Raw genomic sequence first — 12,160 nt, forward strand, 5'->3', positions numbered from 1 at the left:
ACACCTTTTCCTTTTATCAGCGGTGAGCCCGTCATGACCCACCCCTCCATCCACGCCCAGAGCCATCCCGATAAGATCGCCTATCAGATGGCGGGGACCGGCAAGGCCATCACCTATCGCGAGCTCGACGAGCTCTCCAACCAGGGCGCCCAGCTGTTCCGTGCGCTCGGCCTCAAGGCCGGCGATCACGTCGCGTTCCTGATGGAGAACCGGCTTGCCTTCATGGAGATCGCCTGGGCCGCGCAGCGCTCCGGCCTCTACTACACCGCGATCAGCCGCTATCTCACCAAGGACGAGATCGCCTACATCATCAAGGATTGCGGCGCCAAGGTCTTCATCACCTCGCCGAAATGCGCCGAGCAGGTGCGCGACCTCGTGTCGAATGACGGTCCGCTGTTCTTCATGGTCGACGAGCCCGAGCCCGGCTTCCGCTCCTGGGACAAGGAAGCCGGCGCGCAGCCAAAGACACCGATCGCCGACCAGGTCGCCGGCTACGACATGCTGTATTCGTCAGGCACGACCGGACGTCCCAAGGGCATCAAGAAGGATTTCGAAGGCAATCCGATCGACCAGCCGAACCCGTTCCTGCGCGTACTCTGCGCCGACATGTGCGGCATGAATGCCGAGAGCACCTATTTGTCGCCGGCCCCGCTCTATCACGCGGCTCCGTTGCGCTTCAACATGATGGTCTCGGTGCTCGGCGGCACCTCGATCATCATGGAGCATTTCGACGCCGAGGAGTTCCTGAGGCTGGTCGAGAAGTACAAGGTGACGCAGTCGCAGCTGGTGCCGACGATGTTCGTGCGCATGCTCAAGCTGCCGGAGGACGTCCGCAAGCAGTACGACGTCTCGACCCTGAAGGGCGCGATCCATGCCGCGGCGCCCTGCCCGGTCGACGTCAAGGCCAGGATGATCGACTGGTGGGGTCCGATCCTGATCGAGTACTATGCCGGCTCCGAGGGCAACGGCGTCACCGTCTGCACCTCGAAGCAGTGGCTGGAGCATCGCGGCAGCGTTGGTCGCGCTGTCGTCGGCAAGATCAAGATCCTCGGCGAGGACGATCAGGAGATGCCGACCGGCGAGATCGGCACGGTCTATTTCGCCGACGCGCCGGTTTTCTCCTATCACAACGATCCGGAGAAGACGAAGCGCGCCTACAACGACAAGGGCTGGTCGACGCTCGGCGATGTCGGCTATCTCGATGCCGACGGCTTCCTCTATCTCACCGACCGCAAGTCCTACATGATCATCTCGGGCGGCGTGAACATCTACCCGCAGGAGACCGAGGACGTCCTCATCACCCATCCAGACGTGGCCGATGTCGCCGTGTTCGGCGTCCCCAACGAGGAGATGGGCGAGGAGGTGAAGGCGGTGGTGCAGCCGCACGACATGGCGCGCGCCGGCAAGGAGTTGGAGGAGCAGCTGATGCTGTTCTGCCGCAGGCATCTGTCGCCGCTCAAATGCCCGCGCTCGATCGACTTCGAGCCGGAACTGCCGCGCACCCCGACCGGCAAGCTGGTGAAGCGCCATCTGCGCGAACGCTACTGGCCGAAGAAGGGCGCGGCGTAGCATAGGGGCAGCGTAGCTCCACATACGGTGTCGTCCCGGCCTTGAGCCGGGACCCATAGCCACCGTCCTGAATTTTGCGAAGGCTGGAGCTGCCAGTCAGCCTCACCACATCGTCCTGTGGTTATGGGTCCCGGCTCAAGGCCGGGACGACACTGATGAGGGCCGCGATGACCTCCTTTCCCCAACTGCAACCACTCCCCCTGACTCCTGCCATTCGCTCCCGCTACGTCGACGGCATCAATGGCCTGCGCATGCATGTGCTGGAGGCCGGCTTCGAAACACCGAACCGGCCCTGCGTGCTGCTGCTGCATGGCTTTCCCGAGCTCGCCTACAGCTGGCGCAAGGTGATGCCGGCGCTGGCCGCGGCCGGCTATCACGTGCTGGCTCCGGACCAGCGCGGCTATGGCCGCACTACCGGCTGGAGCGCCGACTATGACGGCGACCTCGCGCCGTTCCGATTCACCAATCTGGTGCGCGATGCGCTCGGCGTCGTCTATGCCTTCGGTCATCGCCATGTCGCCGCTGTCGTGGGCCACGACTTCGGCAGCCCGGTCGCGGCATGGTGCGCGCTGATCCGCCCCGACGTCTTTCGATCGGTGGTGATGATGAGCGCGCCGTTCCCGGGTCCGCCGCCAGCGGCGTTCGGCATCGCCGACCGGCCGGTTGCGCCGCAAGAAGATCCCGTGCATCGCGAACTCGCGGCATTGCCGCGACCGCGCAAGCACTATCAATGGTACTACTCCATGCGGCAGGCCAATGCCGACATGGTCAGGGCCCCGCAAGGACTGCATGATTTCCTGCGGGCCTATTATCACCACAAGAGCGCCGATTGGCCCGACAACAAGCCGTATCCGTTGCAGGCGTGGAGCGCAGACGAGCTTGCCAAGCTGCCGACCTACTATGTGATGGACCTCGCCAAGACGATGGCCGAGACTGTCGCCGAGGAGATGCCTGACGCGGCGGCTATCGCGGCCAATCACTGGCTGCCTGACAGCGAGCTCGCGATCTACGCCGCCGAATATGAACGAACTGGCTTCCAGGGCGGGCTGCAATGGTATCGCTGCGGCACGTCAGGCCTGTTCGACGCGGAATTGCAGACCTGGTCGGATCGCACCATCGACGTTCCGTCTGCATTCATCTCCGGTCTGCAAGACTGGGGCATCTACCAACGGCCCGGTGTGTTTGAAGCGATGCAATCCCGAGTGTGCACCAACATGATCATGTGCGAGCTGATCGATCGCGCCGGTCATTGGGTGCAGCAGGAGCAGCACGAACGTGTCAATGAGCTCCTGCTGACGTTCCTGAACAAATCGACAGCCTGATTTCGGACGCCGTTCTGACTTATCAGGCGAATCGAGGAACGAACATTCGGGGTGCGACGTTTTGGCATTCGGGCGATGCGCATCAGGAGATGATTCATGGATAAGAAGATCGCAGGCTTGCTCGGCGCAGTTGCCGCCGTCGGCGCGCTTGGCACGGCGCAGGCGTCGGCGGCTCCAGCCCCGACCGACGTGCTGAAGGCCAATTCCTACGCCGACCTGCTCGAGCCGATTCCGAACGCCGCCAAGGTGCTGCAGGCGCTCGACGAGCAGGGACCGCAGGCGGACGAGCCGAAAGTGCAGCTCGCGCAGTGGTACCATCACCACCACCATCATCATCACCACCATCACCATGGCTACTGGCGCGGCTATGGTTATGGCCCTGGCTATGGGTACGGCTACGGCCCCCGGGTCTACGTGGTGCCGCGCCGCTACTACCACCATCATCACCACCACCACCATCACTGGTACTACGATCGCTATTGATCGTAGTAAGATGACGGTGCGGAAGGCGTCGGCCGCAAGGTCGGCGCCTTTTCTTTGAGATAGGGGCGGTAGCACATCATTGTCGAGACACGGGGCTATCACGACGAGCGAGCCTGTCAGTTTTAGTCCTCCGTCATGCCCGGGCTCGTCCCGGCCATGACGACGTGGAGACAGTCGAGTGAAAGTCCGACATCAAATGCGATGCCTGAGCCTGATCAGGACTTGCGTGCTTTCTCCTTCGCCGCGCGATGCAGATGGCGATAGGTGCCGTCGAACACGGTGTCGGTATTCGACACCCATTCGGTTTCCTTGGCGAGCACGGGTCGGCTGGCATGGATGCGGCGCGACTGCAGCTCGCGCTCGGCCGCCTCGTCGGGGCTCATCGGCTCAACCGTGAAGTTGGCCTCCTCAGGAATCACGATGACCTGTGCGAACGGCTCGCCGGGGCGGAAGACGTGCGTGCGGCCCTCGGCCGGCGCCTTGAAGACGCAGAAGAACAGCATCGGCCAGAAGTTGCGCACCAGCGCCGGCACGGCGATCGGACACGTATCGGTGCGGTCGGTATAGAAGCGCGGATGCGGCTCGGTCCGGATGGCAAAACCCTTGGGGACCTTGAGATCGAGCAGGATCTGATAGGTGTAGAACGCATCGCCGAAGTTGCGGAACGGCGGCCATTGCAGGCTCGGGCTCGGCGGCTCACCCCAATCGCCCGACAGCTCCAGCTTGCCGTCGCGCGTCGTCACCTGCAGCTCGAAGCTGTAGGGGTAAAACAGCTCGATGCCATATTGCGCACCTTCTGAAAATGGTACGCAGTGCCAAACCTGCTCATGCGAGCCATTCGCGCGCGGCTGCCGTTCACCTGCCCAGCCCGGAATATCCATCCTGGTGCGGCGCGGCGCCAAGCCAGGATCGTTGAGCCGATATTTGACGCTGTCCATTGGAACTCCTTAGGTGGCTGAGCGAACCGCGAACGACGAACTATCCTCGCAGTTCCATGACTGCAGCTTGAATGCGCCATCACGAAAGGTTTCGCGACCACGGGGCGGCGGGAGTTTGACCGCGATGCAGCAAGTTCCTATACACTTTAGAAACGTTCTAAACACATGCATGTTGAGAGCGACAGATCCGGGGATCTTGGAATGAAGAATTTCGCCGACCTCACCGAGCGCGAGATCTTGGCGATCGCGATCTCGGCCGAAGAGGAAGACGGCCGCATCTACATGAGCTTCGCGGAGGACCTTGCGGAGCGGTATCCGGATTCGGCGAAATTGTTCGAGCAGATGGCCGAGGAGGAGAAGGGCCACCGCCACATGCTGCTGGAACTCTATGAGGAGCGCTTCGGCAAGAACCTGCCGCCGATCCGGCGCGAGAACGTCAAGGGCTTCATGCAGCGCCGCCCGATCTGGCTGACCAAGAACCTGTCCCTCGACACCATCCGCAAGGAGGTCGGCACGATGGAGTTCGAGGCAGAGCGCTTCTACGCGAAGGCCGCCGAGCAGGCCAAGGATGTCGGCGTGCGCCGGCTGCTCGGCGACCTCGCGCTGGCCGAGAAAGGCCACGAGCAGGTCGCCGCCAAGCTGACCGACGAAATCCTGAGCCCCGACGTTCGCCACAAGGAGGACGAGACCCGGCGGCGCGTGTTCGTGCTGCAATATGTGCAGCCCGGCCTCGCCGGCCTGATGGACGGCTCGGTGTCGACGCTCGCGCCGTTGTTCGCCGCTGCTTTCGCGACGCATCAGAATTTTCAGACCTTCCTGGTCGGTCTCGCCGCCTCGATCGGCGCCGGCATCAGCATGGGCTTCGCCGAGGCGCTGTCCGACGACGGCTCGCTGACCGGCCGCGGCTCGCCGTTGCTGCGCGGCGCCGTCTGCGGCGCGATGACGACGCTCGGCGGCCTCGGCCACACCATGCCCTATCTGGTCCCCGATTCCTGGACCAACGCGTTCTGGATCGCGACTGCGATCGCGTGCCTCGTCGTGTTCTTCGAATTGTGGGCGATCGCCTATATCCGCGCCCGCTACATGGACACGCCCTTCCTCCAGGCCGTGTTCCAGATCGTGCTCGGCGGCATCATCGTGCTGGGAGTGGGGATATTGATCGGAGCGGCCTGAGCATGCATGGCGGAACTTCCGCCCCTGATGCTGATTGCGCCCCATCGATCGCAACAGAAGGCTCGTCATGACGCCACGCCTGCATTACGGCACGCCCGCGAAGATCCTGCACTGGCTCGTGGTGGTGCTGCTCGCCATCCAATATCCGATCGGCTGGCTGATGCCCGATCTGCACGCCAATACGCCGCCGGGCGCGCCGATGATCCTGCACATCTCGTTCGGCCTCACCATTCTCGTGCTGATCGTGGTGCGCTTCGTCTGGCGGCTGACACATCCGGTCGCCCCTGAAAGCTCGCTGCCGCCGTGGCAGCGGCTGAGCTCCGAAGCCGTGCACTGGATGCTTTATGTCATGGTGCTCGCCAGCACCATCACCGGCTGGCTGTTCGCCTCGTTCCGCGGCTGGAGCGTGTCGTACTTCTATTTGTTCCAGCTGCCGATGCTGGCCGCGCGCAACCCGGCCGGCAACCGCGCCATCGACGGGCTGCACCAGGCGGCCGAATTGCTGCTGCTGATCCTGATCGTCGTGCATGTCGGCGCCGCACTCGCTCACATCTTCATCTATCGCGACCGCGTCATGCAGCGCATGCTGCCGGGCTGACGCGCAAGTCCGCAATTTCGGTCAAGCCACCGCCATCGGCGTCAGCTACAACGGGGCTCCCTCACCCCACCGGAGTTGGACCCTTGGCCGCATCGCAATGGACGTTCGCTTCAGCCGTTGAGACGGCGAAGGCGCTGGCGGATCGCGAGATCTCCTCGGTCGAGCTGACGCAGCTCGCCATCGATCGCATCGCGCAACACGACGACAAGATCAACGCCGTCTGCGTGCGCGATTTCGAGCGCGCGCTCGAAGCCGCTCGCGCCGCCGACGAGCGGCTTGCGCGTGGCGAGCGGCGGCCGCTGCTCGGCCTGCCGATGACCGTGAAGGAGTCCTTCAACGTCGCCGGCCTGCCGACGACCTGGGGCTATCCGCAGCACAAGGACTTCATCGCGGCCGAGGACGCGCTGATCGTCACGCGCGTCAAGGACGCCGGTGGCATCGTGCTCGGCAAGACCAACGTGCCGCTCGGGCTCGGCGACTGGCAGAGCTACAACGACATCTACGGCACCACCAACAACCCGTATGATCTCGGCCGCACGCCAGGCGGCTCCTCCGGCGGCTCGGCGGCGGCGCTGGCGGCCGGCTATGGGTCGCTGTCGCTCGGCTCGGACATCGGCGGCTCGCTGCGGGCGCCGGCGTTTCATTGCGGCGTCACGGCGCACAAGCCGACCTTTGGCCTCGCGCCTTCGCGCGGCCACACGCCGCCGCCGTTCCCGCCTATGCCTGGCGAGGCCGACCTCGCCGTGGTCGGCCCGATGGCGCGCTCGGCCGCGGATCTGTCGCTGCTGCTCGATGTCATCGCCGGCCCCGATCCACTCGAGGGCGGCAAGGCCTATCGCCTCGACCTGCCCGCTGCGCGGCATGCGCGGCTGCAGGATTTCCGCGTGCTTGTGATCGCGAGCCACCCATTGCTGCCGACCGATGCAAGCGTGCGTGGCGCGATCGAGCGGCTCGCCGCCGATCTCGCCAAGGCAGGCGCCAGCGTCGTCAGCGAAAGCCCGCTGCTGCCGGACTTCGCTGCGTCCAGCCGGATCTACATGCGCCTGCTGCTCGGCTTTCTCGGCGCGATGATGCCGCCGGAGGTGCATGCCGGCGCGACCCAAGCCGCCGCACATCTTCCCAAGCAGGCCATGAGCCTGGGCGCCGAGCGCCTGCGCGGCATTGCGCTCAGCCACCGCGACTGGGTGCAGGCCAGCAACGGCCGCATCCACCTGCGCGCGCAATGGCGGACGCTGTTCGAGAGCTTCGATGCGGTGATCTGTCCGATCATGCCCATCCCGGCCTATCCGCACGATCACTCGCCCGACCAGGAACAGCGCCGCATCAGCATCGACGGCGTCGCGCATGTCTATACTGATCAGCTGGCGTGGCCCGGCATCGCCACGTTGCCCGGACTGCCGGCGACCGCGATCCCGCTCGGGCTTGCCAATGGCTTGCCCGTGGGCGTGCAGATCGTCGGTCCGTTCCTCGAGGACCGTACGCCGCTGAAGCTCGCCGAATTGATCGAGCGTGAATTCGGCGGCTTCGTGCCGCCACCGATGTTCGCGGATTAGTTGCCGCTTAGTGTCGTCGGAGCGGAGCCTCTGCAACCACCGCCGTCGTCCCGGCGAAAGCCGGGACCCATACCGCGGAATGGTTCTATTTGGCGCAACTATCAGTCATCGTCCCATAACCGGCGGTGGTTATGGGTCCCGGCTTTCGCCGGGACGACGGCTGTGTATGCAGCGCGGGCATCCGCCCATCACGCATCGAACATGATCACGCTGCGCAGCGTCTTGCCGGCCTTCATGTTGGCAAAGCCTTCGTTGATCTCGGACAGCTTCAGCTTGGCCGAGATCCAGTCCTCCAGGTGCAGCTTGCCGCGCAGGTAGAATTCAACGAGGCGGGGCATGTCGACGCGGAAGTGGTTGGAGCCCATCGACGAGCCCTGGATGCGGCGCTCCCTGAGGAAGTCGAAGCCGTGCAGCTCGATCTTCTGGCCGAACGGAATCATGCCGACGATGGTCGCGGTGCCGCCGGGCGCCAGCATGGCGAAGGCCTGCTCGGCAGTCTCCTTGCGTCCCAGCACCTCGAACGCATGGTGCACGCCGCCCTTGGTCAGCTCACGCACCTGCGCGACGACGTCGCCGTCGGCGGGATTGATGATATCGGTGGCGCCGAGCTTGGTCGCGAGCTGCAGCTTGGCCGGGTTGGTGTCGATGGCGATGATGCGGCCCGCGCCCGCGATCTCGGCGCCGTTGATCGCGGCCATGCCGACACCGCCGCAGCCGATCACCGCGACCGTCTCTCCGGCCGTCACCCGCGCGGTGTTCACGACAGCGCCATAGCCGGTGATGACGCCGCAGCCGATCAGCGCCGCGAGCTCGAGCGGCATGTCGTTGCGGATCTTCACGATGGCGTTCTCGTGCACCAGCATCTGCTCGGCGAACGACGACAGGTTGAGGAACTGGTGCAGCTTCTCGGCACGTCCCCAGGACAGCCGGTTGGAGGCGCCGGGCAGCATCTTGACCGTGGTGTCGGTGCACAGCACCGGTCGGCCCGTGGTGCAGTTGTCGCAGGTGCCGCAGAATACGGAGAGGCAGGTGACGACGTGGTCACCCGGCTTCACATAGGTGACGTCGGAGCCGACCTGCTCGACGATTCCAGCCGACTCATGGCCGAGCACCGCCGGCAGCGGATGCGGATAGAGCCCTTCGATGAAATGCAGGTCGGAATGGCAGAGCCCGGCGACCGCCGTGCGGATCAGCACCTCGCGCGGCCCCGGCTTGGGCACGCTGATGTCCTCGATCACCAGCGGCTTGTTGACCTCCATCAGCACGGCAGCTTTCATTGCGTTCTCCCTGTTTTGTTATGATTTGATCTTTCAGCGTAACGAGTAGCCCCTCCGGCGCCAATGGCTGCGCCCTCTCCCCTTGTGGGAGAGGGCTGCACAGACGTCAGCGACAAACTCGCTTGGGTGAGGGGTTCGTGCCACAAACTCACTCCGCGCCCGTGGCAACCCCTCACCCGGCTTTCATGCTGCGCACGAAAGCCACCCTCTCCCACAAGGGGAGAGGGGGCACCGTTGCCGTGGTGACGAGGCTGCTACGCATCGCAGTTCATTCCATATTTCATAGCGAGCCTACGCCGCCGAAATCAGTTCGCCAACCTCCTCCATCGTCGCATCGCGCTCGCCGAGCAGCAGCGACGCCATCGCATCATCCACCTTGTTTTCCGCCAGCCGGAACGGATCGGCCGGCATCAGCCGATGATCGACCACGAGCTTGGCCAACAACAACCTCCGTGCATCGCCGCGCATCGCATAAATGCGCGCGCTTTCCCAGCTCAGCGCGACGGCGCTGGCCGTCTGATACAGCAGGCTGGTGGCGCGGCGTGACTCGGCTTCGTTGTCGGCTCGGCCCGCGACCTCGCGCGCGAAGCCTATGGCGCGATCGACGAGACGATGCAGCTGATCGCGCCAAGCCTGCGGGACGGCGGCGCTGTCGTCGAGACGCGCATGCAGATCAGCCGCCAGCGCGGACTCCGCACCGTGGCGGCCGACCGCGCGCTTCAATGCATCGAGCGCGACGATGTTGCCGGTGCCCTCCCAGATCGAGCCGAGATGCGCATCGCGCAGCAGGCGCGCGGTGGCGAATTCCTCGACATAGCCGATGCCGCCGCGCATCTCCAAGGCATCGCCGCAGACCTTGCGGGCATCGCGGGTGGCGCGGAATTTCAGCACCGGCGTCAGGATGCGCAGCAGCGCCGCGGCGTCCTGGCTGCCCGCTTCGGCGCGGTCGAGCGCATCGGCCGTCACGAAACTCATCGACAGCGCCTGCTCGGTCGGCAGCAGGATCTTCATGAGCTGGCGACGGCCGAGCGGCAGGTCGACGATGCGTTGTCCGAACACCACGCGATTGCGCGCGACCGTGATGGCATCGTGCCATGCGCGGCGCATCAGCGCCGTCGACTTGACGCCGTTCGAGAGACGCGAGGAGTTGACCATCTCGGCCATTTGCACGAAGCCGCGGTCGAGCCGGCCGACCGCATAGGCGATGGCGCCGTCCAGCTTGATCTCGCCCGAGGCCATCGAGCGGGTGCCAAGCTTGTCCTTCAGCCTGACGATCCGATAGTGGTTCTGGCTGCCGTCATCGAGAAAGCGCGGCATCAGGAAAAGGCCGACACCGCGCGTGCCGCTCTCGGCACCTTGCGGCCGCGCCAGCAGCATCACCACTTTCGCATCGGCATTGGAGCAGAACCATTTCTCGCCATGCAGGCGCCAGTGGTCGCCCTCCGGCACCGCCACCGTTGTGAGCGTGCCGACGTCGGAGCCGCCCTCCTTCTCGGTCATGAACTGGCCGCCCTGCGTCAGCTTCCGCATGTCGGTCTGCGTCAGGGCGTCGAGATATCTGGCCTTGAGCGCGGCGCTGCCGAAGCTCGACAGCAGCTTGGCGCAGCCGTCGGTTACGTTGATCGGACAGCCGAGCCCGAACTCCGCCTGGTTGAACAGGAAGGTGAAGGCATGCTTGGCCGCAACGGGGTATTTGTGCGGCCAGCCGAGAATGCCCTTGCGGATCGACATCGCATGGATGCCGAACTCGCCGAACGCGGCGCGTTCGAGCTCGCGATAGGCCGGGTGATATTCGATCCACTGCGCGTCGCGGCCGAAGCGGTCGCGCTGGTGCAGCACCGGTCCATGGCGATCGGCCAGCCGGGCGCATTCGTCGAGATAGCCGCCAGCGAGTTCGCCGAGCCGGTCGAGATGCGGCACCAGATGACGGACCAGCGCCTCCGGCAGATGGATACGCAGGAGATCGGCCAGTGCCGGATCGGCGCGATAGAAGTTCAAGCCGGTGGTATCAGGCGCCAGCAGCTCCGGTCGCTTCCCGCCAGTCATGACGTCATCGCGCTTCAGGAACTGATGCATGATCGTTAAGCCCTCGTTCGTTTCCGCAAGTCTTCTTAGGCTCAAGTCTTCTTAGGGACTCTTCGACAGGTTGCGCCTGATCGGATACACCAGGGCACGGCGTGCGCCGAACCGGGAGCAGATCCATGACCAATCAGCCGACGGAGGTTTATCGCATCTTCGGGGCGGAGATGTCGCCCTATTCGGTCAAGGTGCGATCGTATCTGCGTTACAAGGGCATCCCGCATCACTGGATATTGCGCAACGCGGAAAGCGAAGCCGAGTACCGCCGCCACGCCAAGCTGCCGATCATTCCGCTGGTGGTCGCGCCCGATGAGACGCCGCTGCAGGATTCGACCCCGATCATCGACGCGCTGGAGCTCGAATTCCCGGACGCATCGATCCATCCCGGCGACGTGCTGATGAGCTTCATTTCGGCGCTGATCGAGGAGTTCGGCGACGAGTGGGGCAACAAATGGATGTTCCATTATCGCTGGGCGCGCGACGTCGATCAGCGCGCGTCAGCCGGCCGCATCGCCCGCATGGTCGCACCCAAGGCCGGCGAGGCCGAGTTCGGCAACGTGGCGGAGAAGATCCGCGCCCGCATGGTCGAGCGGCTATGGTATGTTGGGTCGAACGAGGTCAATGCGCCGCAGATCGAGCAGGGTTTCGTCGAGATGATCGGCCTGCTCGAACGGCATCTCGCCGTCAGGCCGTATCTGTTCGGCGCCCGGCCGGCATATGGCGATTTCGGCCTGTGGGGCCAGTTCTACGAGCTGTGGACGGACCCGACCGCCGGCGCGCTGATCGAGGGAAATGCGCCGCATCTGCTGGCCTGGATCCAGCGCATGCTGTGGCCGCGGGCGGAAGGCGACTTCGAGCTATGGCCCGAATTGTCGTTGACGCTGATGCCGATCCTCACCCGCCAGGTCGGCGCGCTGTTCATGCCGTGGACGCTCGCCAACGAAGAGGCGATGGCCAGGAATCGCGACGTCTTCAGCGTTCAGCTCGGCGACGCCGTCTGGACGCAGAAGCCGCAGAAATATCATGCGCGTTCCCTGCAGATGCTCCGGAGCAAATACGCCTTCCTGCATGACCGCAGCCGGCTCGACGTCGTGCTGGAGGAGATCGGCTGCCTCGCCGGATTGCAGCCGCGGCCGGCCTGACATCAGGCAGAATTGTGGGGATCAGC

10 protein-coding genes are annotated in these 12,160 nt (G+C 64.7%); 7 read left to right on the forward strand and 3 right to left on the reverse strand.

From position 1 onward, the window contains the following. Window positions 1-33: 33 nt before the first annotated feature. From ACQR07_RS20835 to ACQR07_RS20845, 3 genes are all read left to right on the forward strand, one after another. A complete protein-coding gene (locus ACQR07_RS20835) occupies window positions 34-1,569 on the forward strand; it encodes an acyl-CoA synthetase (protein WP_434904039.1) in 1,536 nt (511 codons plus the stop codon). Between the two features lie 251 nt (window positions 1,570-1,820). Further along, the gene (locus tag ACQR07_RS20840) at window positions 1,821-2,891 is read left to right on the forward strand and encodes an alpha/beta fold hydrolase (protein WP_434904190.1); all 1,071 of its coding nucleotides are present in this window, start codon (window positions 1,821-1,823) and stop codon (window positions 2,889-2,891) included. Between the two features lie 96 nt (window positions 2,892-2,987). Further along, the gene (locus tag ACQR07_RS20845; protein ID WP_434904040.1) at window positions 2,988-3,374 is read left to right on the forward strand and encodes a hypothetical protein; all 387 of its coding nucleotides are present in this window, start codon (window positions 2,988-2,990) and stop codon (window positions 3,372-3,374) included. Between the two features lie 215 nt (window positions 3,375-3,589). On the opposite strand, the gene ACQR07_RS20850 is transcribed toward ACQR07_RS20845, so the two are convergent. Continuing rightward, a complete protein-coding gene (locus ACQR07_RS20850) occupies window positions 3,590-4,312 on the reverse strand; it encodes a hypothetical protein (RefSeq protein WP_434904041.1) in 723 nt (240 codons plus the stop codon). A 201-nt stretch (window positions 4,313-4,513) separates the two neighbouring features. On the opposite strand from ACQR07_RS20850, the gene mbfA reads away from it, so the two are divergent. The 3 genes from mbfA (at window position 4,514) to ACQR07_RS20865 (ending at window position 7,636) form a co-directional block, all read left to right on the forward strand. Then, window positions 4,514-5,485: an iron exporter MbfA gene (gene mbfA, locus ACQR07_RS20855; protein WP_434904042.1), complete on the forward strand. Its 972-nt coding sequence runs from the start codon at window positions 4,514-4,516 to the stop codon at window positions 5,483-5,485. Between the two features lie 67 nt (window positions 5,486-5,552). After that, complete coding sequence (locus ACQR07_RS20860; RefSeq protein ID WP_434904043.1) at window positions 5,553-6,083, forward strand: cytochrome b; 531 nt, start codon at window positions 5,553-5,555, stop codon at window positions 6,081-6,083. 83 nt (window positions 6,084-6,166) lie between these two features. After that, the gene (locus ACQR07_RS20865) at window positions 6,167-7,636 is read left to right on the forward strand and encodes an amidase (protein ID WP_434904044.1); all 1,470 of its coding nucleotides are present in this window, start codon (window positions 6,167-6,169) and stop codon (window positions 7,634-7,636) included. 188 nt (window positions 7,637-7,824) lie between these two features. Here the strand turns inward: ACQR07_RS20865 and ACQR07_RS20870 are convergent, their stop codons facing one another. Together ACQR07_RS20870 and ACQR07_RS20875 are read right to left on the reverse strand one after the other, a co-directional pair. After that, window positions 7,825-8,913 (reverse strand): Zn-dependent alcohol dehydrogenase, encoded by a 1,089-nt coding sequence (locus tag ACQR07_RS20870; protein ID WP_434904045.1) that lies wholly within the window; start codon window positions 8,911-8,913, stop codon window positions 7,825-7,827. Between the two features lie 291 nt (window positions 8,914-9,204). Beyond that, window positions 9,205-10,989: an acyl-CoA dehydrogenase family protein gene (locus tag ACQR07_RS20875; RefSeq protein WP_434904046.1), complete on the reverse strand. Its 1,785-nt coding sequence runs from the start codon at window positions 10,987-10,989 to the stop codon at window positions 9,205-9,207. Between the two features lie 125 nt (window positions 10,990-11,114). Between ACQR07_RS20875 and ACQR07_RS20880 the strand changes: the two genes are divergently transcribed. Beyond that, window positions 11,115-12,134: a glutathione S-transferase family protein gene (locus ACQR07_RS20880; RefSeq protein ID WP_434904047.1), complete on the forward strand. Its 1,020-nt coding sequence runs from the start codon at window positions 11,115-11,117 to the stop codon at window positions 12,132-12,134. The last annotated feature ends 26 nt before the right edge of the window (window positions 12,135-12,160 follow it).

The sequence above is a fragment of the Bradyrhizobium sp. HKCCYLS20291 genome (assembly GCF_051167715.1).
GTDB lineage: Bacteria > Pseudomonadota > Alphaproteobacteria > Rhizobiales > Xanthobacteraceae > Bradyrhizobium.

Bases quoted from the DNA above. Each gene is read 5' to 3' on its own strand.
- ACQR07_RS20835 (WP_434904039.1), top strand. From the start codon at position 34: ATGACCCACCCCTCCATCCACGCCCAGAGCCATCCCGATAAGATCGCC.
- ACQR07_RS20840 (WP_434904190.1), top strand. From the start codon at position 1,821: ATGCATGTGCTGGAGGCCGGCTTCGAAACACCGAACCGGCCCTGCGTG.
- ACQR07_RS20845 (WP_434904040.1), top strand. From the start codon at position 2,988: ATGGATAAGAAGATCGCAGGCTTGCTCGGCGCAGTTGCCGCCGTCGGC.
- ACQR07_RS20850 (WP_434904041.1), bottom strand. From the start codon at position 4,312: ATGGACAGCGTCAAATATCGGCTCAACGATCCTGGCTTGGCGCCGCGC.
- mbfA (WP_434904042.1), top strand. From the start codon at position 4,514: ATGAAGAATTTCGCCGACCTCACCGAGCGCGAGATCTTGGCGATCGCG.
- ACQR07_RS20860 (WP_434904043.1), top strand. From the start codon at position 5,553: ATGACGCCACGCCTGCATTACGGCACGCCCGCGAAGATCCTGCACTGG.
- ACQR07_RS20870 (WP_434904045.1), bottom strand. From the start codon at position 8,913: ATGAAAGCTGCCGTGCTGATGGAGGTCAACAAGCCGCTGGTGATCGAG.
- ACQR07_RS20875 (WP_434904046.1), bottom strand. From the start codon at position 10,989: ATGCATCAGTTCCTGAAGCGCGATGACGTCATGACTGGCGGGAAGCGA.
- ACQR07_RS20880 (WP_434904047.1), top strand. From the start codon at position 11,115: ATGACCAATCAGCCGACGGAGGTTTATCGCATCTTCGGGGCGGAGATG.